23 protein-coding genes are annotated in these 20,933 nt (G+C 68.9%); 10 read left to right on the forward strand and 13 right to left on the reverse strand.

The features are described 5' to 3' along the window. Positions 1-23: 23 nt before the first annotated feature. Together AC5Y5E_RS06925 and AC5Y5E_RS06930 are read right to left on the reverse strand one after the other, a co-directional pair. The gene (locus AC5Y5E_RS06925; RefSeq protein WP_499902244.1) at positions 24-1,070 is read right to left on the reverse strand and encodes a zinc-binding metallopeptidase family protein; all 1,047 of its coding nucleotides are present in this window, start codon (positions 1,068-1,070) and stop codon (positions 24-26) included. Further along, positions 1,063-1,983 carry a transglutaminase family protein gene (locus AC5Y5E_RS06930; RefSeq protein WP_499902245.1) on the reverse strand — a complete coding sequence of 307 codons (921 nt, stop codon included), beginning with the start codon at positions 1,981-1,983 and terminating at the stop codon, positions 1,063-1,065. Before AC5Y5E_RS06930 ends, AC5Y5E_RS06925 begins: the two co-directional genes overlap by 8 nt. Positions 1,984-2,055: 72 nt before the next feature. Here AC5Y5E_RS06930 and AC5Y5E_RS06935 point away from each other — a divergent pair, with 72 nt between their 5' ends. Next, positions 2,056-2,445 (forward strand): MmcQ/YjbR family DNA-binding protein, encoded by a 390-nt coding sequence (locus AC5Y5E_RS06935; protein ID WP_499902246.1) that lies wholly within the window; start codon positions 2,056-2,058, stop codon positions 2,443-2,445. On the opposite strand, the gene AC5Y5E_RS06940 is transcribed toward AC5Y5E_RS06935, so the two are convergent. From AC5Y5E_RS06940 to aspS, 3 genes are read right to left on the reverse strand one after another with little or no spacing between them, the layout of a single operon-like run. Beyond that, the gene (locus AC5Y5E_RS06940; protein ID WP_499902624.1) at positions 2,440-3,468 is read right to left on the reverse strand and encodes an FUSC family protein; all 1,029 of its coding nucleotides are present in this window, start codon (positions 3,466-3,468) and stop codon (positions 2,440-2,442) included. The genes AC5Y5E_RS06935 and AC5Y5E_RS06940 overlap by 6 nt on opposite strands. After that, a complete protein-coding gene (locus tag AC5Y5E_RS06945) occupies positions 3,447-3,878 on the reverse strand; it encodes a nitroreductase family deazaflavin-dependent oxidoreductase (protein ID WP_499902247.1) in 432 nt (143 codons plus the stop codon). The genes AC5Y5E_RS06940 and AC5Y5E_RS06945 overlap by 22 nt, the downstream gene beginning before the upstream one ends. Then, positions 3,875-5,650, reverse strand: a complete 1,776-nt coding sequence (gene aspS / locus AC5Y5E_RS06950) for an aspartate--tRNA ligase (protein ID WP_499902248.1) — start codon at positions 5,648-5,650, stop codon at positions 3,875-3,877. Before aspS ends, AC5Y5E_RS06945 begins: the two co-directional genes overlap by 4 nt. Before the next feature lie 48 nt (positions 5,651-5,698). On the opposite strand from aspS, the gene AC5Y5E_RS06955 reads away from it, so the two are divergent. Genes AC5Y5E_RS06955 through AC5Y5E_RS06975 form a run of 5 tightly spaced genes read left to right on the forward strand, consistent with a single transcriptional unit; the run spans position 5,699 to position 10,598 of the window. Then, a complete protein-coding gene (locus AC5Y5E_RS06955) occupies positions 5,699-6,676 on the forward strand; it encodes an alpha/beta hydrolase (RefSeq protein WP_499902249.1) in 978 nt (325 codons plus the stop codon). A 13-nt stretch (positions 6,677-6,689) separates the two neighbouring features. Further along, entirely contained in the window at positions 6,690-7,577 is an 888-nt protein-coding gene (locus AC5Y5E_RS06960) for an oxidoreductase (RefSeq protein ID WP_499902625.1), read from the forward strand. A 9-nt stretch (positions 7,578-7,586) separates the two neighbouring features. Further along, complete coding sequence (locus tag AC5Y5E_RS06965) at positions 7,587-8,090, forward strand: SRPBCC family protein (RefSeq protein WP_499902250.1); 504 nt, start codon at positions 7,587-7,589, stop codon at positions 8,088-8,090. Positions 8,091-8,099: 9 nt separating this feature from the next. After that, positions 8,100-8,978, forward strand: coding sequence for a KPN_02809 family neutral zinc metallopeptidase (gene ypfJ, locus AC5Y5E_RS06970; RefSeq protein ID WP_499902251.1), 879 nt, complete (start codon positions 8,100-8,102; stop codon positions 8,976-8,978). Between the two features lie 6 nt (positions 8,979-8,984). Then, a complete protein-coding gene (locus AC5Y5E_RS06975; protein WP_499902252.1) occupies positions 8,985-10,598 on the forward strand; it encodes an MFS transporter in 1,614 nt (537 codons plus the stop codon). A 15-nt stretch (positions 10,599-10,613) separates the two neighbouring features. Here the strand turns inward: AC5Y5E_RS06975 and AC5Y5E_RS06980 are convergent, their stop codons facing one another. Beyond that, positions 10,614-11,042, reverse strand: coding sequence for an Rv2576c family protein (locus tag AC5Y5E_RS06980; protein WP_499902253.1), 429 nt, complete (start codon positions 11,040-11,042; stop codon positions 10,614-10,616). An 81-nt stretch (positions 11,043-11,123) separates the two neighbouring features. Between AC5Y5E_RS06980 and AC5Y5E_RS06985 the strand changes: the two genes are divergently transcribed. Then, on the forward strand, positions 11,124-12,689 hold the full coding sequence (locus AC5Y5E_RS06985) for a purple acid phosphatase family protein (RefSeq protein WP_499902254.1): 1,566 nt from the start codon (positions 11,124-11,126) through the stop codon (positions 12,687-12,689). A 1-nt stretch (position 12,690) separates the two neighbouring features. Here the strand turns inward: AC5Y5E_RS06985 and AC5Y5E_RS06990 are convergent, their stop codons facing one another. After that, positions 12,691-13,695: an Rv2578c family radical SAM protein gene (locus tag AC5Y5E_RS06990; protein WP_499902255.1), complete on the reverse strand. Its 1,005-nt coding sequence runs from the start codon at positions 13,693-13,695 to the stop codon at positions 12,691-12,693. A gap of 52 nt (positions 13,696-13,747) precedes the next feature. Here AC5Y5E_RS06990 and AC5Y5E_RS06995 point away from each other — a divergent pair, with 52 nt between their 5' ends. After that, on the forward strand, positions 13,748-14,620 hold the full coding sequence (locus AC5Y5E_RS06995; protein ID WP_499902256.1) for a haloalkane dehalogenase: 873 nt from the start codon (positions 13,748-13,750) through the stop codon (positions 14,618-14,620). On the opposite strand, the gene AC5Y5E_RS07000 is transcribed toward AC5Y5E_RS06995, so the two are convergent. Next, a complete protein-coding gene (locus tag AC5Y5E_RS07000) occupies positions 14,617-16,131 on the reverse strand; it encodes an HNH endonuclease signature motif containing protein (protein WP_499902257.1) in 1,515 nt (504 codons plus the stop codon). The genes AC5Y5E_RS06995 and AC5Y5E_RS07000 overlap by 4 nt on opposite strands. A 141-nt stretch (positions 16,132-16,272) precedes the next feature. Between AC5Y5E_RS07000 and AC5Y5E_RS07005 the strand changes: the two genes are divergently transcribed. After that, complete coding sequence (locus AC5Y5E_RS07005; RefSeq protein ID WP_499902258.1) at positions 16,273-16,719, forward strand: DUF6636 domain-containing protein; 447 nt, start codon at positions 16,273-16,275, stop codon at positions 16,717-16,719. A gap of 35 nt (positions 16,720-16,754) precedes the next feature. After that, positions 16,755-17,201 carry a DUF6636 domain-containing protein gene (locus AC5Y5E_RS07010; protein ID WP_499902259.1) on the forward strand — a complete coding sequence of 149 codons (447 nt, stop codon included), beginning with the start codon at positions 16,755-16,757 and terminating at the stop codon, positions 17,199-17,201. A gap of 1 nt (position 17,202) precedes the next feature. Here the strand turns inward: AC5Y5E_RS07010 and AC5Y5E_RS07015 are convergent, their stop codons facing one another. The 5 genes from AC5Y5E_RS07015 to AC5Y5E_RS07035 form a co-directional block, all read right to left on the reverse strand. Further along, positions 17,203-17,679 carry a hypothetical protein gene (locus AC5Y5E_RS07015; protein ID WP_499902260.1) on the reverse strand — a complete coding sequence of 159 codons (477 nt, stop codon included), beginning with the start codon at positions 17,677-17,679 and terminating at the stop codon, positions 17,203-17,205. Between the two features lie 8 nt (positions 17,680-17,687). Beyond that, complete coding sequence (locus AC5Y5E_RS07020) at positions 17,688-17,996, reverse strand: hypothetical protein (protein WP_499902261.1); 309 nt, start codon at positions 17,994-17,996, stop codon at positions 17,688-17,690. A gap of 106 nt (positions 17,997-18,102) precedes the next feature. After that, positions 18,103-18,858, reverse strand: a complete 756-nt coding sequence (locus AC5Y5E_RS07025; protein ID WP_499902262.1) for a hypothetical protein — start codon at positions 18,856-18,858, stop codon at positions 18,103-18,105. A 114-nt stretch (positions 18,859-18,972) separates the two neighbouring features. Further along, positions 18,973-20,238: a histidine--tRNA ligase gene (hisS, locus tag AC5Y5E_RS07030; RefSeq protein WP_499902263.1), complete on the reverse strand. Its 1,266-nt coding sequence runs from the start codon at positions 20,236-20,238 to the stop codon at positions 18,973-18,975. Then, positions 20,235-20,897 carry an MBL fold metallo-hydrolase gene (locus AC5Y5E_RS07035; RefSeq protein WP_499902264.1) on the reverse strand — a complete coding sequence of 221 codons (663 nt, stop codon included), beginning with the start codon at positions 20,895-20,897 and terminating at the stop codon, positions 20,235-20,237. The genes hisS and AC5Y5E_RS07035 overlap by 4 nt, the downstream gene beginning before the upstream one ends. Between the last annotated feature and the right edge of the window lie 36 nt (positions 20,898-20,933).

The following is a 20,933-nucleotide window of genomic DNA, read 5'->3' on the forward strand; positions in this document are numbered from 1 at the left end:
GCAGTCCAACTCGTGATCCCGGGCTACCCCGCGGCGGCCGCGGGTCCGCGCAACTCCGAGGTCACCTCGTCGATCACGTCGTGGATGAACTGCATCTTGTCCAGGACCGCGACCGGCAGCACGAACGGGTACAGGTCGTCGTGGCCCATCGAGCGGTTCACCATGTTCAGCGACCACGACAACGGCAGCCACATCTCGATGATGGTGGGAAATGCGCTGGGGCCCAACGCCGGACTGTTGAACGTCGCCGACGCCGGCGCCAGGCCGCACCAGGCCGAGGTGTCCAGGGCGTCGCGGATGTGCAGGTAATGGGCGAAGGTCTCGGCCCAGTCCTCGGCGGCGTGCATGGTCGCGTACGACGAGACGAAGCTCTCCTGCCACCCCTCGGGCGCGCCGTCGGCGTAGTGCCGGTCCAGCGCCTCGGAGTAGTCGGCGTCGGGGTCGCCGAACAGCTCCTTGAACCGCGCCAGGTTGTCGCTCGACGGGGTGATCAGCCGGTAGTAGTAGTAATGCCCCACCTCGTGCCGAAAGTGCCCGAGCAGGGTCCGGTACGGTTCGTCCATCTCGACCCGCAGCTGCTCGCGGTGCACGTCGTCGCCCTCGGCGAGATCCAGTGTGATGACGCCGTTCTCGTGGCCGGTGAACACCTTCTCGTGTGCGCTGGACAGCAGCCGGAACCCCAACCCGTAGTCCGGGTCGCGGTCCCGCCCGACGATCGGCAACTTCAGCTCGTGCAGCTCGGCGATCAGCCGCCGCTTGGCGGCCTCCGCGCGGGCGAATGCGGCCAGGCCGTCGGTGTCGTTGTCGTTGGGCCGCTCCAGCGTCAGCGCACACGACACGCACAGCCCCCCGCGATCGTTCTTCGGGACCAGCCAATTGCATTCCGCCAGATGAAGATTGGCGCACAGCTGGTACTCGTCGGCAGCCACGGCGCCAGCGTGCTCGCCGTTGGTGATCACCAGCAGGGCCATCTGCTCGAGGGAGAACCCCAGCGAGCTGCCGCACGACAGGCACGCCGAGTTCTCGAACGCCAGGCGCTGGCCGCAGTTGGGGCAGTGGAAGTCACGCATGCAGCGCGTCACCCCCGAACGGCACGACGTCGACCGCGACGTCGATCACGCTGTGCTCGGAGTTGGTGTAGATGATGCCGCGCAGCGGAGGCACGTCGGCGTAGTCGCGCCCGCGGCCGACGATGATGTAGCGCTCGTCGACCAGCTGGTCGTTCGTCGGGTCGAGCCCCAGCCACTCGAACCGGCCCGGTTCCTGCGGGGTCCACACTCCCGCCCAGGCATGGGTCGCGTCGATGCCGATCATCCGATCCTTCCCCGGTGGCGGGTCGGTGGCCAGATAGCCGGACACGTAACTGGCCGCCAACCCGTTGGCGCGCAGGCAGGCGATCGCTAGCCTCGCAAAGTCCTGACATACCCCTTCCCGGGCCGCCAGAACCTCATTGACCCCGGTGGAAATCGTCGTCGACCCGGATCGGTAGGTGAAGTCGGTGAAGATCCGCGACGCCAGGTCGCGCATCACATCGACCAGAGGGCGGCCCGGCTCGAAACTGGGGGCGGCGTATTCGCGGACCGCGTCGGTGATCTCCGGCGGGTCCAGGTCCAGGGTGAACTCGGTCGCGAGCGCTCCCCTGCGCCCGGCCGGCCGGGATGCCTCCCACGGCTGCACCGCCGGCCCGCTGGTGTAGCGCTCCGGGGGCGGCGGATACACGTCGACGATGGAGTCGCCGGTGATCGTCAGCGAGTGGTGCGGCTCGGTGACGTGGAAGTAGGAGCTGACGTTGCCGTAGCTGTCGCTGCTGGTGGAGCTGTCGGCGGGGGCCGGGTCGATGGTCAGCCGGTGCGCGATGCACCGCTGGCGCGCGGAATCCCGCGGCGTGAGGAACGCGCGGCCATAAGAGCTGGTCACGACGTCGGAGTAGCGGTACTGGGTGCGGTGGGTGACCCGGTGCCGGCGGGCCTCGGCTTCTGACACAACGCTGATCCCATCACACCGGGTTTGCCGATCGCGAGCCAAGCGCGCCATATCGGGCGCACAATCATCAGCGTGGCCACGTGGAACGACGTCGCCCGCATCGTTGGTGAGCTGGCACTTACCTCCGAGCCGTCACCGCACGAGTGGCGGGTCGGCAAGAAGTTGCTGGCGTGGGAGCGGCCGCTGCGCCCGTCGGACCGTGAGGCGCTGGCGGACAGCGGGGTCGAACCCCCGGAGGGCGACATCCTCGGCGTCCGGGTTTCCGACGAGGGCGTCAAGTTCGCGTTGATCGCCGACGAGCCCGGCGTCTACTTCACCACCCCGCACTTCGACGGCTACCCGGCGGTGCTACTTCGGCTGGCCGAGATCGCGCCACGTGATCTGGCGGAGGTGATCACCGAGGCGTGGCTGACGCAGGCGCCCAAGAAACTGGTGCAGGAGTTCCTGGCCGACTCGCTATGAGCGCAGGTCGATGACCCGCTGCAGGTCGTCGACGCAGGCCTGCACGGCGTCGGCGAGCACCACCTGGTTTTTCTCGCCGGCGGCCGCGCGCAACTGCGACGCATGATGGCGCGCGGCCGCGGTGTACGCGCACGCCCCGGCGGGGTCGGAGTCGGCCAGCGCCGTGGCGGCCGCCAGCACCACCAGCGCGCTGTGGACGGGCGGCGCGGCGCGGCAGCCGTCGCCGGGGACGACGGCGCGGGCGACTTCCAGCACCGAGCCCGCGAGCAGGGCCACGTGCACGGCCTGGTGATCGGCGGCCCGCACGGCAGCGCGCAGGCCCCAGCGCCGCGGCGCGACCGCCACGACCTGACGGGCGGTGGTGCGCGCCTCGATGAGCCCACCGAGCTCCGCGTGCACCCGATCGACAGCCGACAGGGGCCAGCCCGGCGGGGCCTCCCGGCGCCCGGCGGCGAGGTCCGCCGCGCGGGTCAGGACGCCCTGCAACACGCCCAACACGCCGACGCGGGCGCTGCGCAGGAGCGTCAACGGATCCGCCGGGAACAGCAGCACGGCGAAGACGATCGCCACGAGACCGCCGATCAGCGCGTCGTAGGTCCGCTCGAAGCCGACGTTGGTGCGGTACAGGGCCAGCACCAGGATCGCCGAGATGGCGGTCTGGTTGGCGAACATCATCCCCTGCCCGATGAAGCCGTGACCGATGAACACCGCGATGCACAGCGCGAGGAACGCGGCGATCCCGATGGCCAGCGCACCCGGCCCGAGCACAGCCTGCACCGCGATGCCCACGCCGATCCCCAGAATCACGCCGAAGATCATCTGCACGGCGCGCATGGCGCGCAGCACGTTGCTGATCGACAGCGACACCGCGGCGGCGATCGGCGCGAAGAACGGCTGCGGGTGGCTCAGCAGGTCGTGCGCGATGTACCAGGACAGCCCGGAGGCGACCGACGTCTGCACGAGGTAGAACCACACCCCGCGCAGCCGCTTGAGGCCCGCGCTTACGCCGGCTGCAACTCGAATAGCGGAATCACCCTGCTGGTCTTGGACTGGTATTCGCCGAAGCCGGGCGCCGCGGCCGCGACCTTGTCGAAGAGCGCGTCGCGCTCGTCGCGCGGCAGCTCGTGGGCGGCCACGTCGAACGCGTCCGTGCCGATCTCCACGTGGGCCGCCGGGTTGGCGCGCAGGTTGTGCACCCAGGCCGGGCTGACGGGCGCGCCGGCGAACGAGCCGATGATGATCAGCTTGCCGTCGATGCGAAAGTAGGCCAGCGGCGACACCCGGGGCTGGCCGGACTTGGCGCCCGTCGTGTGCAGCAGCAGTAGGTTGGCGCCCTCGAACTGGCCGCCGACCTTGCCCTCGTTGGAACGGAACTCGTCGATGATGCTCGTGTTGAAGGCGTTGATGGTGGCGGTGTCAGGCATTTCAGTCATGCCCGGTCAACCTTCTCCGGCTTGGCGTCTATTCCGGACTCTTTGCGCTGCTGGGGCGTGATGGGCGCCGGCGCGTTGGTCAGCGGGTCGACGCCGCCGCCGGTCTTGGGGAACGCGATCACCTCGCGGATCGAATCGACCCCGGACAGCAGCGCGTTGATGCGGTCCCAGCCGAACGCGATGCCGCCGTGGGGCGGCGCGCCGAACATGAACGCCTCCAACAGGAATCCGAACTTCTCCTCGGCCTCGGCCTTGTCCAGGCCCATCACGGCGAACACCCGTTCCTGGATGTCGCGGCGGTGGATACGGATCGAGCCGCCGCCGATCTCGTTGCCGTTGCAGACGATGTCGTAGGCGTCGGCCGGCACGCTGCCGGGATCTTTGTCGACGGCGTCGGAGAATTCGGGCTTGGGCGAGGTGAACGCGTGGTGCACCGCGGTCCACGCCCCGGTGCCGACCGCCACGTCCCCGGCGGCGGTCGCGTCCTCGGCGGGCTCGAACAGCGGCGGGTCGACCACCCACACGAACGCCCACGCGTCCGGGTCGATGAGGCCCAGCCGCTGGGCGATCTCGCCGCGGGCCGCGCCCAGCAGGGCCCGCGACGACTTCGCCGGACCCGCCGAAAAGAAGATGCAGTCCCCCGGCTTGGCCCCGACGTGGCCGGCCAGGCCGGCGCGTTCGGCGTCGGACAGGTTCTTGGCCACCGGGCCGCCCAGCTCGCCGTCGTCGCCGACCAGGACGTAGGCCAGCCCGCGGTGCCCGCGCTGCTTGGCCCACTCCTGCCAGCCGTCCAGGGTGCGCCGCGGCTGGGAGGCCCCGCCGGGCATCACGACCGCGCCGACGTAGGGCGCCTGGAAGACGCGAAACGTGGTGTCTTTGAAGAACTCCGCGCACTCGACGAGCTCGAGGCCGAACCGCATGTCGGGCTTGTCGGAGCCGAACCGGCGCATGGCGTCGGCGTAGCTGATCCGCGGGATCGGCGTGGGGAGCTGGTAGCCGATCAACCCCCACAGCGCGGCCAGGATCTCCTCGGAGATGGCGATGACGTCCTCGGCGTCGACGAAGCTCATCTCCATGTCGAGCTGGGTGAACTCGGGCTGGCGGTCGGCGCGGAAATCCTCGTCGCGGTAGCAGCGGGCGATCTGGTAGTAGCGCTCCATGCCGGCCACCATCAGCAGCTGCTTGAACAGCTGCGGGCTCTGCGGCAGCGCGTAGAACGAGCCCGGGTGCAGGCGCGCCGGCACCAGGAAATCGCGCGCCCCCTCCGGCGTCGACCGGGTGATGGTCGGGGTCTCGACCTCGACGAAGTCGTGCCGCGCCAGCACATCGCGCGCGGCCGCATTGACCTTGGAGCGCAGCCGCATTGCCGCGGCCGGGCCGTCGCGGCGCAGGTCGAGGTAGCGGTACTTCAGTCGCAGCTCCTCGCCGGCGGGCTCGTCGAGCTGGAACGGCAGCGGCGCGCTCTCGCCCAGCACGGTCAGCGAGCTGACGTTGAGCTCGATGTCGCCCGTGGCGATCTCCGGGTTGGCGTTGCCCTCCGGCCGGATCTCCACGACACCGGTCACCGCGACGCAGAACTCGGCGCGCAACCGGTGCGCCTGGGCCAGCACGTCGGCCGCGCGGAACACCACCTGCGCGACGCCGGACGCGTCCCGCAAGTCGATGAAGATGACACCGCCGTGGTCGCGGCGGCGGGCCACCCAACCGGCCAACGTCACCTGCTGGCCGGCGTCGCTGCTCCTCAGCGCACCGGCGGCATGGCTGCGCAGCACGAAATACTCCCCTTTTGCCCGATTGAACGACTGCCCAGTCTAGAGTGCATGAGCGACGTCGCCGCGGACGGATCAGGAGTGCACATGACCACGTATGCGTTCGATCCGGAAATCGCCGCCGTCGTCCCACTGCTGCCCGATCTGCCGGGCGACGACCCGTTGGCCATCCGGGCGGCGCTGTCGGAGATGATCGCCCAGTTTCCACCGCCGGACACCACCGGGGTGCGGATCGAGGACCGTCAGATCCCGGGCCGCGACGGCGATCCCGCGGTGCCGATCCGCATCTACCAACCCGAACGGCGCAGCGCTCCCGCCGCGATCTACCACGTCCACGGCGGCGGGTTCATCGCCGGCGACCTCGAGACCGAACACGCCTCGAACGTCGCGCTGGCACGCGAACTCGGCGTGGTCGTGGTGTCGGTCGACTACCGGCTCGCGCCGGAAACCCCATTTCCAGGCGGCCTGGAAGACGTCTACGCCGGGCTGGTCTGGACCGCCGCGCACGCGGACGAACTGGGCGTCGACCCGCACCGCATCGCCATTCAGGGCACCAGCGCCGGCGGCGGGCTCGGCGCCGCGCTGGCGCTGCTGGCGCGCGACCGCGGCGGGCCGCACATCGCCTTCCAGTTCCTGTCCGTGCCCGAGCTCGACGACCGCCTGGCCACCGCGAGCATGATCGCGTTCACCGACACCCCTTTTTGGAGCCGCCCCCGCGCGATCGTCAGCTGGAACTGCTACCTGGGGCCCGGCCGCGCCGGCGGGGACGACGTGTCGATCTATGCCGCGCCGGCCCGCGCGACCGATCTGGCGGGCCTGCCGCCCGCCTACGTTTCGGTCATGCACTTCGACCCGCTGCGCGACGAGGGCGTCGCCTACGCGCTGGCCATGCTCGCCGCCGGGGTGAGCGTCGAATTGCATTTGTTCCCAGGGACTTTCCACGGCTCGATGCTGATCCAGGATGCGGCGATCTCGAAGCGGGAGCAGGCAGAAACCGTCGCCGTGCTGCGCCAAGCGCTCGCGCTCTAGTAATTTCGGACCTATCGCCACCAACATCGCACTGGTCGGTCCCGGCGCCGTCGGCACGACGGTCGCCGCGCTGCTGCACAAGGCCGGGCATTCCGTGCTGGTGTGCGGCCGCACCCCCCGTGACGCCATCGAGCTGCGGCCCGACGGCGCCGACCCGATCGTGGTGCCCGGCCCCGTGTGCACGGATCCCGGCGCGGTCGCCGGCCCCGTCGACGTGGTGATCCTGGCGGTCAAGGCCACCCAGAATGACGAGGCGGCCGGCTGGCTGGGCCGCCTGTGCGACGAGCACACGGTCGTCGTCGTGCTGCAGAACGGTGTCGAGCAGGTCGAGCAGGTGCAGCCGCACTGCCCGTCGTCGCCGGTGGTGCCCGGGATCGTCTGGTACGGCGCCGAGACGCAGCCGGAAGGGTGGGTGCGGTTGCGCACCGAACCGCGGCTGGTGTTGCCGTCGGGGCCCTCGGCGGAAGCGGCGGCCGAGCTGCTGCGCGGCGCCGGCTGCCAGGTCGAGTGCGATCCCGACTTCATCACGGCCGCCTGGCGCAAGCTGCTCGTCAACGCGCTGGCCGGGTTCATGGTGCTGACCGGGCGGCGGTCCGGGATGTTCCACCGCGACGACGTCGCCGCGCTGTCGCGCCGCTATGTGGCCGAATGCCTGGCCGTCGCGCGCGCCGAGGGCGCCCGGCTGCCCGACGGCGTGGTCGACGAGCTGGTCGACATGTTCCGCAAGGGCCCCAAGGACATGGGCACGTCGATGCTGTTCGACCGGGAGAACCACCGGCGGCTCGAGTGGGACATCCGCAACGGCGTGATCATCCGCAAGGCCCGCAACCACGACCTGGCGACCCCGATCAGCGACATCCTGGTGCCGCTGCTGGCGGCGGCGAGCGACGGGCCGGGTTAGGTTAGGGCCATGTTCCCTTGCGAGCGTGTCGACCTGGGCTTCGTAGATACCGCGCCGTTTCGTTTCCGCAACAGCGTCGACCTCGCCGTCACGCCCGAGCAGCTGTTCGAGGTGCTCGGCGACGCCGGGTCGTGGCCGCGCTGGGCGCCGGTGATCACGAAAGTCACCTGGACAACTCCCGAGCCGCGCGGCGTCGGCACCACCCGCACCGTCGAGATGCGCGGCGGGATCGTCGGGGACGAGGAGTTCCTCGCGTGGGAACCGTTCACCCACATGGCATTCCGGTTCAACGAATGCTCGTCGAAGGCGGTCGCGGCGTTCGCCGAGGACTATCGGGTCGAGGTCATCCCCGGCGGGTGCCGGCTGACGTGGACCATGGCGCAGAAACCGGCCGGCCCCGCCCGGCTGGTGATGCCGGTGTTCGGGCCGCTGCTCAACCTGGGGCTCCGCCGGTTCCTGCGCAACCTACGCAGCTACACCGACGCCCGGTTCCCCGTAACCCGGCAACCTTAGGAGCGTGCAATGACCTTCAACGAGGGCATGCAGATCGACACCAGCACCGCGTCGTCTTCCGGCGGGGGCGGGATGGGGATGGCCATCGGGGGCGGTGGCCTGGGGCTGCTGATCCTGCTCGGGGCGTTGTTCTTCGGCATCGACCCGGGCCGCATCATGACCCAGCAACAGACCAACACCGGCGGCTATTCGGCGCCCGGTTTCGACCTGAGCCAGTGCAAGACCGGCGCCGACGCCAACAAGTACGTCCAGTGCCGCGTCGTCGCCACCGGTAATTCCGTCGACGCGGTCTGGCATCAGCTGATGCGCAACTACACCCGCCCACACGTGCGCCTGTTCACCGGATCCGTCGACACCGGGTGCGGCCCGGCCACCACCGCGGTGGGACCGTTCTACTGCCCGGTGGACCAGACGGCGTACTTCGACACCGACTTCTTCCAGGAACTGGTCGACCGATTCGGTTCCAGCGGTGGACCATTCGCGCAGGAGTACGTCGTCGCGCACGAATACGGCCACCACGTGCAGCAGCTGCAGGGCGTCCTGGGCCGCGCCCAGCAGGGGGCGCAGGGCGCCGGGGGCAACGGGGTGCGCACGGAGCTGCAGGCCGATTGCTACGCCGGCATCTGGGCCCACTACGCGTCAACCGTCAAGCAGCAGAGCACCGGCGTGCCGTACCTGGAGCCGTTGAGCGACAAGGATATTAACGATGCGCTTTCGGCCGCCGCGTCGGTGGGCGACGACCGCATCCAGAAGCAGGCGACCGGACGCGTCAACCCGGAGTCCTGGACGCACGGCTCGTCGACGGAGCGGCAGAAGTGGTTCACCATCGGCTACCAGACCGGTGACCCCAACCAGTGCAATACGTTCGCCGCGACCGATCTGGGCTGAGCGCTCATGGTGGTCCAGGATCAGGAGCTGGCCGACGATGGGCAGGCGTCGGCGTGGGCACCGTTGCGCAATCGCATCTTTCGCAACCTGTTCATCGCGCAGTTCGTCTCGAACATCGGGACCTGGATGCAAAGCGTGGCGGCGCAATGGTTCCTGATCGAGGACCACAGCAGCGCCACCGTCGTGGCGCTGGTGCAGACGGCCAGCCTCGGGCCCACGCTGCTGCTGGGGCTGTTCGCCGGGGTGCTCGCCGACCTGTTCGACCGACGGCGCCTGCTGATCGTCCTGCAGTCGTATGCGGTGGTGGTGGCGCTGGCCCTGGCGGCGGTGACCTACCTCGGTAGGCTCACGCCGACCGCGCTGTTGCTGTTCACCGTCGCGATCGGCCTGGCCTCCGCGCTGACCGCGCCGGCCTGGCAGGCGATTCAGCCCGAGGTTGTGACGCGCGAGCAGATCCCGTCGGCGGCGGGCCTGTCGAGCGTCTCGGCGAGCGTCGGCCGGGTAATCGGGCCGGCGATCGGCGGCGTCGTGGTCGCAATCGCCGGTCCGGCAGCGGTATTCGCGATCAACGCCGTGTCGTTCACCGGGATCATCTTCGCCCTCACGGCGTGGCAGCGGCCCAAGCAACTCGCGCCGCTCGAACGGGAACAGTTCGGCCAGGCCATGGTGAGCGGATGGCTGTACGTCGTCAACAGCCCGATCTTTCGTCGGATCCTGCTGCGCACAGCGCTTTTCGTGTTTCCCGCCTCGGCCCTGCTGGCGCTGTTGCCGGTGGCCGCCTCGCACAGCTGGCACCTGGGAGCCAGCGGTTACGGTCTGACGCTGGGGGCCATCGGCTGCGGGGCGGCGCTCGCCCTCGCGGTGCCGAACCCGATCCGCGAGAAGGTGCCGCCCAACGCGCTGTTGGCGGCGTGCGCCGCCGCGTACGGAGTTGCGGCGCTCGCGGTGGCCCGGCTGTCGTTCACCGCGGCGGCCCCCTTCCTGGTGTTGTCGGGGACGGCCTGGCTGCTCACGTTGACGACGCTGAACGCGGCGGCCCAGCTGCATCTGCCGCGCTGGGTCCGGGCCCGCGGATTGGCGATGTACCTGTTGGTCTTCACCGGCTGCCAGGCGGTCGGCGCGTACCTCTGGGGTCTCGTCGCCACCCGCGACGGGCTCGACGCCGCGCTGACTTGGTCGGCCGCGCTGCTGGCCGTTGCCGCCCTCAGCGTCCCCGTGCTCGGATTGCTGCCCGCCACCGGGAAGCTGAGCCGCAACATTTCCAATTGTTGGGCGTCGCCGATGGTGATGCTCGAACCGCGCCCCAACGACGGGCCGGTGCTGGTGACCGTCCGCTACCGGGTGTCGACGGAGAACCTCAACGAGTTCGTCGGCGCAATGAGCGCGGTCCGGCGCTCACGCCTGCGAACGGGCGGTCACAGCTGGCGGCTGTATCGAAACCTGGAAGAACCCGACATGGTCCTCGAGCGGTTCACCGTGCCGTCGTGGACCGAATTCGAACGCCAGCACACCGAGCGCTGGCTGGAGTCCGACCACGACGGCGCGGCCAAGGCAGCCAGCTACACCGTCGACGACACCCGGCGGCACGAGTACTACCTGGCCGTGCGCGTGCAGCATTGAGCCGGCGCCGGCGGGCTAGCTGGGTCGGCAGGTGACGGTGGTGGTGGCGTCCGCGTGGGCGACCACCTGGCCGTCCACCGCGATCTCGCAGTGGAACTGGGCCGGGCCGTTGCCCGAATCCGGCCAGTGCAGCATGCCGCTGGCGGTGATGGTCGCGAACTGGTTCGGGTTCGCCAGCGTGGCGGTGTAGGTGACCGGCGTTCCCCCGCTCAGCGGCGCCTGCACACTCGTCGTGAACTTCGACGGGTCCGCGCTGTAGGCCGCCTGGCTGGGTGGATCCGAACTCACATAGCTGACCGTGGCGGTCAGATTGTTGGGGCTCGTCACGGTGTAGGTCACCTGGTGGCCATCCGCATGGGAAATCGCGGGCGCCACGGCCACCCCCATAGCCGCCGCAAACGTTGCCACCGCCACCCCGCAGGTCACTTTTCGCACGTTCGTCATATCGAAAACGCTACCGGATTCGTTACCCCGGTAGCTGTGACCAGGATGCGGGCGTTCACCCCGGTCGGGTATGAAGCAGGCATGACCGATCTTCCGGGGATCAGCCGCCGCAGGCTGTTGACCACGAGCGCGGTCTCGGCCGCCCTGGGGGCGGGCATCGGGGGCGGGGCGGCGCTGCTGTGGTCGCAGGTGCGCGGTCCCGCCGTCTGGTATCAGCCGGACCGCGGCGGCGCACCGCCGGTGACCGGCCTGCACCTGCAGTTCGGCGCGAACGCCGCGACCGAGGTGGTGGTGTCATGGCACACCACCGAGGCCGTCCGCAATCCCCGCGTCATGCTGGGCACCCCGGCCTCCGGGTTCGGGCACACCGTCGCCGCCGAGACCCGCACCTACCGGGACGCCAAGTCCAACATCGAGGTTCGCGTCAACCACGCGCGCCTGACGGGCCTGATCCCCGACACCGATTACGTGTACGCCGCGGTGCACGACGGCGCCGAGCCGGGCGGCGGGACGGTGCGCACCGCGCCGTCGGGGCGAAAGCCGCTGCGCTTCACCAGCTTCGGCGATCAGTCCACCCCCACGCTGGCCCGGATGCCCGACGGCCGGTACGCCACCGACAACATCGGGTCGCCCGCGGCCGCGGACACCACGCTGGCGGTCGAGCGCCTCGGTCCGCTGTTCAATCTCGTCAACGGCGACCTGTGCTACGCCAACCTGGCCCAGGACCGCATCCGGACCTGGTCGAACTGGTTCGAGAACAACACCCGCTCGGCGCGGTTCCGGCCGTGGATGCCGGCCGCCGGCAACCACGAGAACGAATTGGGCAACGGGCCGATCGGTTACGGCGCCTACCAGACCTACTTCGCGGTGCCCGATTCGGGCTCCAGCCTTCAGACCCGCGGCCTGTGGTACTCGTTCACCGCCGGCTCGGTGCGGGTGATCAGCCTGAACAACGACGACGTGGCCTACCAGGACGGCGGCAACTTCTACGTGCACGGCTACTCAGGCGGGGAGCAAAGGCGCTGGCTCGCCGGCGAACTCGCCGCCGCACGGCGCCACCCGGACGTCGACTGGATCGTCGTCTGCATGCACCAGACGGCGATCTCGACCGCCGATAGGACCAACGGCGCCGACCTCGGGATCCGCCAGGAATGGCTGCCGCTGTTCGACCAGTATGAGGTCGATCTGGTGCTGTGCGGCCACGAACACCATTACGAGCGGTCGCATCCGTTGCGCGGGTCGCTGGGCACCGACACCCGGACGCCGATACCCGTCGAGACCCGCAACGATCTCATCGACTCGACCAAGGGCACCGTGCACCTCGTCATCGGCGGCGGCGGCACCTCCGCGCCGTCCAACGGGATGTTCTTTCCCGAGCCGCGGTGCCGCGTGGTGACCGGCGTCGGGGCATTCGACCCCGGAATCGGCCGCAAGGCGCCGATCTACGTGCTGGAGGACGCGCCGTGGTCGGCGTTTCGCGACCGCGACAACCCTTACGGCTTCGCGGCTTTCGACGTCGACCCGGGCCAACCTGGCGGCAACACCTCGATCAAGGCGACGCATTACGGGCTGAGCGGGCCGTTCGGCGCCGTCACCGTGGTGGACCAGTTCACGCTCACCAAGCCGCGCCGCGACCGGCCCGCCTAGCTCAAAACAGCGTCGGCTGCAGCGGTTCCGCTGTGGCTTTTGCCGATGGGATCGGGCGGGGGTCGCCGCCCAGCCGGTGCTTGGCGATCAGCGGCGCGGCCCGTTCGCGCAGCATGTCGCGGTAGCTCGGCGGCAGGTAGGCGCCGCGGCGGTACAGCTCGCGGTACCGGCCGACCAGCTCCGGGTGCGAGCGGGCCAGCCAGGACATGAACCAGCCGCGCGTCGATCCGCGCAGGTGCAGGCCGAAGACCGTGACGCCGGTGGCGCCGGCCGCGGCGATCTGGCCGAGCAGGCCGTCGAGGTGCTCGGTGGAATCCGTGAGATGCGGCAGCACGGGCGCGACCATCACGTGGCAGCCCAGGCCGGCGTCCCGGATGGCGGTGATCAGGCCCAGGCGGGCCTGCGGTGTCGGCGTTCCCGGCTCGACGTCGCGGTGCAACTCCGGGTCGGCGACGGCCAGCGAGACGGCGACCGATACCGGGACCTGGTGTGCCGCATCGGCTATCAGCGGCAGGTCGCGCCTGAGCAGGGTGCCCTTGGTGAGGATCGACATCGGCGTGCCGGACCCCGCGAGCGCGCCGATGATGCCCGGCATCAGCGCGTAGCGCCCTTCGGCGCGCTGGTAGGGATCGGTGTTGGTGCCCAGCGCGACCGTCTCCCGCTGCCAGGACGGCCGGCGCAGCTCGCGGTTCAGGACCTCGGCGACGTTGGTCTTGACCACCACCTGGGTGTCGAAGTCGGCGCCGCAGTCGAAGTCCAGGTATTCGTGGGTGGGGCGCGCGAAGCAGTAGCGGCAAGCGTGCGAGCAGCCGCGGTAGCCGTTGACCGTATAGCGGAACGGCAGCGCAGAGGCGTTGGGCACCTTGTTGAGCGCCGACTTGCACAGCACCTCGTGGAAGGTGATCCCCTCGAACTGCGGCGCGCGCACGCTTCGGACCAGGCCGATCCTGGCCAGCCCCGGGAGCGCCCCGTCGTCGAGAGCGACGGCCTGACTAGCCCAGCGCATACGCTCTATTCGAACTGTTGTTCGATCCGATGTCAAGTGACAGGATGGCGCCATGGAACTGCGACACCGGGAGATCGCCGGCAAGCGAATGGCCTACATCGACGAGGGCGAGGGCGACGCGATCGTCTTTCAGCACGGCAACCCGACGTCGTCGTACTTGTGGCGCAATGTCATGCCGCACCTGGCGGGGCTGGGCCGGCTGGTGGCATGCGACCTCATCGGGATGGGCGCGTCGGACAAACTCAGCCCATCGGGTCCAGACCGCTACAACTACGCCGAGCAACGAGACTTCTTGTTCGCGCTCTGGGACGCGCTCGACCTGGGGGACCGCGTGGTGCTGGTGCTGCACGACTGGGGCTCCGCGCTGGGCTTCGACTGGGCGAACCAGCATCGCGACCGCGTGCAGGGGATCGCATTCATGGAGGCGATCGTCACGCCGATGACATGGACGGATTGGCATCCCAGCGTGCGGGGTGTTTTCCAGGGGTTCCGGTCGCCGGAGGGTGAGCGGATGGTGTTGGAACAGAACATGTTTGTCGAAGCGGTCCTGCCCGGCGCTATTCAGCGGAAACTTTCCGACGAGGAGATGAACGCCTACCGCGAGCCGTTCCTCAATTCCGGCGAGGACCGGCGACCCACGCTGTCGTGGCCGCGCAACATCCCCATCGATGGCGAGCCGGCCAACGTTGTCGCCATCGTCGACGAGTACCGAGCCTGGCTCGAAAAAGACGACGTGCCAAAGCTGTTCGTCAACGCCGAGCCCGGCGCGATCCTCACCGGCCGCATCCGCGACTACGTCCGGACGTGGGGTAACCTCAGCGAAGTCACGGTCCCCGGGGTGCATTTCATCCAAGAAGACAGCCCGGACGAGATCGGTTTGGCCGTGGCTCAATTCGTCAGGCGGCTACGGTCGGCCGGCACCTAGAAGGGCGGCGGATCGTCATCGCCGTCGGCGGGTGGGGCGGGCAGGGTGTAGCTCCACGCCTCGGCCCGGCGGGCGGTGCGGGCGTCGCGGTTGTGGCGGCGTTCGGTGGCGATGCGGTAGGCGCGGTCTTGGGCGCGGGTGCGGCGGCGTCGGGGCATCATCGCGGTGCGCTCGGGGCAGTAGTCGGCCGGCGGGTCGGCCTCCGGTGTGGGCATGCCGCCCACCGAATAACACAGGCTGGGAAACAGCAGCGCGCTGCCCGGGGTGGTGACATACGTCTGCCCGGCCGGGGAGGTCAGAATCAGCGTCCCGTCAGGCAATTGCTGTTCGGCCCAACCCAGAAACGTCTTGACCAAATGATGAGTTCGACAGTAGCACTTCAGGTTTGACGCGTGCGTGGGCCCGCCCTGGGCATAGGGGATCGTATGATCCAGATCGCAGCCGATGGCCGGGGCGTCGCAGCCCGGCCAGCGGCACGTCAGATCGCGACACCGCACGAAATCGGCCAACGCCTGCGAGGGCACATACCCGTCCTCGGGTGGCGCGTCGCCGGGGTGGATCAGCGGCATGAGCTTGGCCGAGGCCGCCAACTCCCGCACGAGTTCGGGTGGGATCAGCCCGTCGGCACCCACCTCCGAGGCCGGCGCGCCGCCGGTGCCGTCGAGGGTGGCCTGCTCGGCGATGACATGAATCAGCACCGGCGACGCGGCGGGCCGTGTCCCTGCGGCGCAGTCGGGGCGCCCGCAGCGACACCCCAGCCGATCCGCCCCAGCGGCCAGCGCGCCCAGCGCATCCGCGCGGCGCTGCTCGCGGGTACGCGGGTCATGCGCGCACACCGTGGCCGCCACCGCATTCAGCCGCTTGTCCAGGGCGTGCGCATCCGGGGACAACAGGACACCACCGAACTCGGCCCGGCCGTCCTGATCCGGCCCGAACCACACCTCCCGATCCCGCTGGGCCTTCGCGCGCCGGCGCACCGCATCCCCATCGGCCTTGGCCACGATCCGATCCACCTGCGCGCCCAACCGGCCCTGCGTCATCGAGGGCCAGCGCGCCACATTGGCCGCCAACCGCGCATCCACGCCCGCCAGCACCTCGGGATCCTCGATCAAATCCGTGCGATACACGATCGTCTGAAACATCCGGTAGTCGATATCCCCGGCGGCAAAGACCTCCCCCACCTCCGGGAGGCGTTCGCGCATCGCCCGGGCGTAGCGCAGCCGGCTGGCCGCCAGCCCCTGGCTTATCCGCAACGCCGCCCCCACCTCGGCCGCCACCGCCTCCATCGTGTCGATCGCCCACTCCTCGGTCTCCGAACACCGCGACAACCGATACCGAAACAACTCACCGATCGCATCCAACTGCGCCGCCGCCTGCCGGTTCTCGGCCCGCGAGGCGGCGCAAATCCGATCGACCATCACCGCGGACTCCGCCGTCGTCGACGGATAACGCCGCTCGATCATCTCGTCGAACCGGGCAATCACCTCAGCACGGGCCGCTTCATCGAACATGCGTTCGAGTATGCCACGGCACCCCGACAATCCGCCGATGCCGGGGACGGTGCCGCAAGATTCGCACAAGGATCAGGCAAGGCGGCTGCGGGATTGTTTGCACAACGGCCGTCACAGGCGCGCACAGCTAAGGAGACGTACATGACAGTCACCAAGCTCGCCCTCGTCGCAATGACGGCGGTCGCGGCGGCCGCCGGCCTTCCGGCCGCTGCACACGCAGATGAGGGCTACGACTTTCAGTCCCCTTCGGGCAGCATTTACTGCAAGATGGGCTATGCCCAGGGGACCGATCCAGGCGTCGTTTGCACCATCGCGAACTCCACCTACACGGGACAACGCCAGTCCGACGGCGTGGTCGCCTGGCCGCAATTCGGGCTTTGGCAGGGCGGGTCGCCGTCGTCGCCGAAGGACATGCCGTGTGTCGTCGGTGCCAACAAAACGCCGATATCGCCCACGCTCGACTACGGCCAAAAAACGCGCTCGCTGGGCGCGATCAGTTGTGCCAGTAAGCAATCCGGCGTGACATGCACCGACAGCAGCACCGGTCACTTCTTCCAGGTGTCATCAGAGTCCTACCAGGTGGGCTGATCGAGTCCCCCGGGCACGTTTTCAAAGGAGCAACCATGAAAAGCAAAATGATCGCGGCCTTGTCGATCGCGAGTGTCGCGACGGCGGTCGGCCTGGCCGCGACCGCGCACGCCGACAACGATGAGATCGAGTTTCAAACACCGTCGGGAAACATCGCCTGCACGATGTTGTTGGTGCCGGGCGCTGACGGCAACAACAATGTGCAGTGCGATCTTGCCGACCACACCTTTCCGACACCGGGGACGTGCAAAACGTCGGCAACTGGTGTTGCGGCGATTCTGAACATCTCAAGGCCCCTGCCAGACGTGGGCTGCGACGCGTACGCTTCCCTACTGCCCTCCTCCTGGCCCGTACTCGACTACGGCCAATCGCGATCGCTCGGCGTGCTCACCTGCGATAGCGAACCTTCGGGGGTAACTTGCACCAACACCAAAACCGGGCACTTCTTCCGCCTCTCGCGCGACTCCTACCAAGTCGGCTGATTCAGGCGCCACAGAAGTGGCTGTAGCCATACTTCTGTGAGCACCAGATGTCACCTGCGTTCGCATCGGTGAGTTCGGCATCGTTGTGGGCCAAGTGGAGGACGGTGACACCGTCTGGGGCCACAACGAGCTCGGCCTTCCACGCGGTCTGCTCGTTGATGTCGCCGCCGAGCCCATCGCCCCAGGCACCGATGCGCTGCTCCAACCTGATCCCGAGACCCGGGCCGTCGCCCTGCGTCCAGCGCATCGTCCACCTCTCGCCATCGCGGGCGCTGGACCCGAGCAGCATCGTCCCGGTGCCGTCGGGCGCGATCGTCAGCATGCTCAGGTGTCTCTGCCAGTCTCCGACGTACTCGCCGCGTGCCGTCTGCATCGGCGGGTTCCCCGCCGGATCGGCGTTGGCGACCGGGGCATGCGCAATGAGGGCGGCCGCTGTCGCGGTGAGCGCCGCGATCGAGCGGGCAGCAAATTTGGGCATGGCGAATGTTACAACCCGGGCAGGCAGATGGGCGCTCCGTAGCACGGCGGCGGTCCGAGCGGCTGCCGTGGAGCGTCGCCCTCCCAGACGAACTGGCCGACGTTGCCCATGCCCCCGACGGGAACCCAGTACCAGTGGTGGCAGACGTTCATGTCCCACCGGACATCCGGCATCGGCAGGGGTTTACCCGGGCACCAGTCGTGCGGGACGGTGAAGTTGTCGGCATGGGCGGTGCCCGCGGTCAGCCCCAAACCCGCCACCGCGACGCCGCTCGAGAACAGCGCCCCGGCAACCACTTTCTTCAGCGTGGTGTCCATGACCGCAATGTAGCGCCGGCCGCTTGCGAAATTCTTGCGCCGGACCGGCTACCGGGCGACGCGCGAAAGCACGTCGGCGACAACGGAATCCCATGTCCAGACCGACCTAAGTGGCCGCCCCGGCCGGCGAGGTCGAATCCAGGGGCTCATAGCAGTGCTTCTCCGCGCGAATCGCCCGATAGAACTGGATGAACGTGATGACGAGAAACGGAACGTACGACCCGACGGGCAGCCAGAATCCGATGATGCCGTTCCAGGTCAACGGTCCGGAGAAGAAGAAAATGCACGCGAGCCCAGTCCCGCCGATCGTTGCCATCCAGAGATTCAGGTACAAGAACCAGCGGGGAAACACCTGCGGCCCCTGCCGCTGAGTGAATCCGGCCATTGCGAGACAGAACAGCTGCATGCTGAAGGTCGGAAAGAACATCAGGAACTCGAGCCACGTCATGTCGTTGACGAGCTGAACCAGCTCGGGCGAGCGGTCGAGGCGATAGAAGGCGCCCGCCCAGAAGATGAACGGCAGGATGAAGGCCACCGCATTCACGCAGCCGGCGCCGAACGCAAAGATGGCCCAGAGCGGGACGCGGCGCCCCTGCTCCATACGGGATATCTGCAGGGCGACCATCGCCGACCAGGGAACCAGCAGGGTGCTACCCAGCAGCCCCACGACGATCCCGAGCTTGACCCAGGTCAGCCTGGGCCCGAACTCGGCCATCAATTGGGCACCGGACAGCTGGGGCGACGGCGGCGGAATGAAACCCGACAACGGCATGAGCCCGACAAAGAACAACACCCCGAATGCGATGCCGCAGCCCCATAGCGCCAGCTGAAGCTTTTCGTGGACGTACTGCGATGGCGTCATGACTTTGCGCGCCCCTCACGTCGACATGGAATTGAGATCGTTTGTATCATAAAAACTGATCTATGGGCAGGGCCCTCCGCCGATCACGTTGCCCGGCCTCACCGCCGCGCCCCCCTAGTCCTGCCGCAGCCGCGAAAGCACCTCGGCGACAACGGAATCCAAGGGCACCGAGACCTGGTCACCCGAGCCGAGGTCCTTCACCCCGACGGTCCCGGACTCGAGGTCCCGGTCGCCCGCCACCAACGCGAAGCGGGCTCCCGAGCGGTCGGCGGCGCGCATCGCACCCTTGAGCCCGCGGTCGCCGTAGGCCATGTCGACGCGGACGCCGGCGGCGCGCAACTCGCCCGCCACCACCGCAAGCCGCAACTTCGCCGCGTCGCTCAACGGGACCCCGAACACGTCGCAGCGCGTGGTCCCCCCCACGGTCTTGCCCTCGGCGCGCAGCGCCAGCATCGTCCGGTCCACGCCCAGCCCAAAGCCGATGCCCGACAGGTCTTGTCCGCCGAGCTCGCTCATCAGGCCGTCGTAGCGGCCACCGCCGCCGATCCCGGACTGCGCGCCCAGACCGTCGTGCACGAACTCGAACGTGGTCTTCGTGTAGTAATCCAGCCCGCGCACCATCCGCGGGTTGATCACGTACGGCACCCCGAGCGCGTCGAGATGGGCCAGCACCGTGTCGAAGTGTTGCTTGGCGCCGTCGGACAGGTGGTCGAGCAAGACCGGCGCGTCGGCCGTCATGGCCCGCACGTCGGGCCGCTTGTCGTCGAGCACCCGCAACGGATTGAGCCGCGCGCGTCGCCGCGTCTCCTCGTCGAGGTCGAGGCCGAACAGGAACTCCTGCAACAGTTCCCGGTACTGCGGGCGGCAGCTCTCGTCTCCGAGGGAGGTGATCTCCAGCCGGAAGCCCTCCAGGCCCAGCGAGCGGAAGCCACCGTCGGCGACGGCGATCACCTCGGCGTCCAGCGCCGGGTCGTCGACGCCGATCGCCTCGACGCCGACCTGCTGCAGCTGGCGATACCGCCCGGCCTGCGGACGCTCGTAACGGAAGAACGGGCCCGCGTAGCAAAGCTTCACCGGCAGCGCGCCGCGATCCAGACCGTGCTCGATCACCGCGCGCACCACCCCGGCCGTCCCCTCCGGCCGCAAAGTCACCGAGCGATCGCCGCGGTCGGCGAACGTGTACATCTCCTTGGAGACGACGTCGGTGGATTCGCCGACGCCGCGGGCGAACAGGGCGGTGTCCTCGAAGATCGGCAGCTCGACGTCGCCGTAGCCGGCCCGGCGGGCCGCGGCCAGCAACCCGTCGCGCACCGCGACGAACTGCGCCGAATCGGGCGGCAGGTAGTCCGGCACCCCCTTGGGGGCAGAGAACTCCGTCACCGGCTCAGGCCCTCGAGGAACGGATTGAACCGCCGCTCCGCGCCGATGGTGGTCGACGGGCCGTGCCCGGGCAGTACGACGGTCTTGTCGTCCAGCACCAATAGCTTGTCGATGATCGACGTCAGCAGGTCGCGGCCGCTGCCGCCGAACAGGTCCGTGCGGCCCACCGAGCGCTCGAACAGCGTGTCGCCGGTGAACACGACGTCCTTGTCGGACGAGACCCGGAAGACCACCGATCCGCGCGTGTGCCCGGGCGTGTGATCGACGTTGACGGTCACACTGCCCAGGTCCAGCTTGTCGCCGTCGCGGTCCAGCTCCACCACCTGCTTGGGCTCGCGGAAGAACGCGCCCGTCACCAGCTGCGCCAGCTTCGGGCCGTAGCCGTGGATCGGGTCGCTCAGCATGAAGCGGTCCTCGGGGTGGATATAGGTGGGGCAGCCGAAGGTGTCGGAAACCTTCTGCGCCGACCAGATGTGGTCGATGTGCCCGTGGGTCAGCAGCACCGCGGCGGGGGTCAGCCGGTTCTCGTCCAGGATTCGCCGCAGTGCGCCCATCGCGCGCTGACCGGGGTCGACGATGACGGCGTCGGTTCCGGGCCGGTCAGCCAGCACATAGCAGTTGCACTGCAACATGCCGGCGGGGAATCCAGTGATCAACACGGTTCCCAGTTTCCCACGGGACCCGATTGACACCGG

It is taken from the genome of Mycobacterium sp. NGS54 (assembly GCF_059812465.1).

Excerpts from the sequence above, each read along its gene's own strand:
- AC5Y5E_RS06925 (WP_499902244.1), bottom strand. The coding sequence starts at position 1,070 with ATGCGTGACTTCCACTGCCCCAACTGCGGCCAGCGCCTGGCGTTCGAG.
- AC5Y5E_RS06945 (WP_499902247.1), bottom strand. The coding sequence starts at position 3,878 with ATGACTGAAATGCCTGACACCGCCACCATCAACGCCTTCAACACGAGC.
- AC5Y5E_RS06955 (WP_499902249.1), top strand. The coding sequence starts at position 5,699 with ATGAGCGACGTCGCCGCGGACGGATCAGGAGTGCACATGACCACGTAT.
- AC5Y5E_RS06965 (WP_499902250.1), top strand. The coding sequence starts at position 7,587 with ATGTTCCCTTGCGAGCGTGTCGACCTGGGCTTCGTAGATACCGCGCCG.
- ypfJ (WP_499902251.1), top strand. The coding sequence starts at position 8,100 with ATGACCTTCAACGAGGGCATGCAGATCGACACCAGCACCGCGTCGTCT.
- AC5Y5E_RS06975 (WP_499902252.1), top strand. The coding sequence starts at position 8,985 with ATGGTGGTCCAGGATCAGGAGCTGGCCGACGATGGGCAGGCGTCGGCG.
- AC5Y5E_RS06980 (WP_499902253.1), bottom strand. The coding sequence starts at position 11,042 with ATGACGAACGTGCGAAAAGTGACCTGCGGGGTGGCGGTGGCAACGTTT.
- AC5Y5E_RS06985 (WP_499902254.1), top strand. The coding sequence starts at position 11,124 with ATGACCGATCTTCCGGGGATCAGCCGCCGCAGGCTGTTGACCACGAGC.
- AC5Y5E_RS06990 (WP_499902255.1), bottom strand. The coding sequence starts at position 13,695 with ATGCGCTGGGCTAGTCAGGCCGTCGCTCTCGACGACGGGGCGCTCCCG.
- AC5Y5E_RS06995 (WP_499902256.1), top strand. The coding sequence starts at position 13,748 with ATGGAACTGCGACACCGGGAGATCGCCGGCAAGCGAATGGCCTACATC.
- AC5Y5E_RS07000 (WP_499902257.1), bottom strand. The coding sequence starts at position 16,131 with ATGTTCGATGAAGCGGCCCGTGCTGAGGTGATTGCCCGGTTCGACGAG.
- AC5Y5E_RS07005 (WP_499902258.1), top strand. The coding sequence starts at position 16,273 with ATGACAGTCACCAAGCTCGCCCTCGTCGCAATGACGGCGGTCGCGGCG.
- AC5Y5E_RS07010 (WP_499902259.1), top strand. The coding sequence starts at position 16,755 with ATGAAAAGCAAAATGATCGCGGCCTTGTCGATCGCGAGTGTCGCGACG.
- AC5Y5E_RS07015 (WP_499902260.1), bottom strand. The coding sequence starts at position 17,679 with ATGCCCAAATTTGCTGCCCGCTCGATCGCGGCGCTCACCGCGACAGCG.
- AC5Y5E_RS07020 (WP_499902261.1), bottom strand. The coding sequence starts at position 17,996 with ATGGACACCACGCTGAAGAAAGTGGTTGCCGGGGCGCTGTTCTCGAGC.
- AC5Y5E_RS07025 (WP_499902262.1), bottom strand. The coding sequence starts at position 18,858 with ATGACGCCATCGCAGTACGTCCACGAAAAGCTTCAGCTGGCGCTATGG.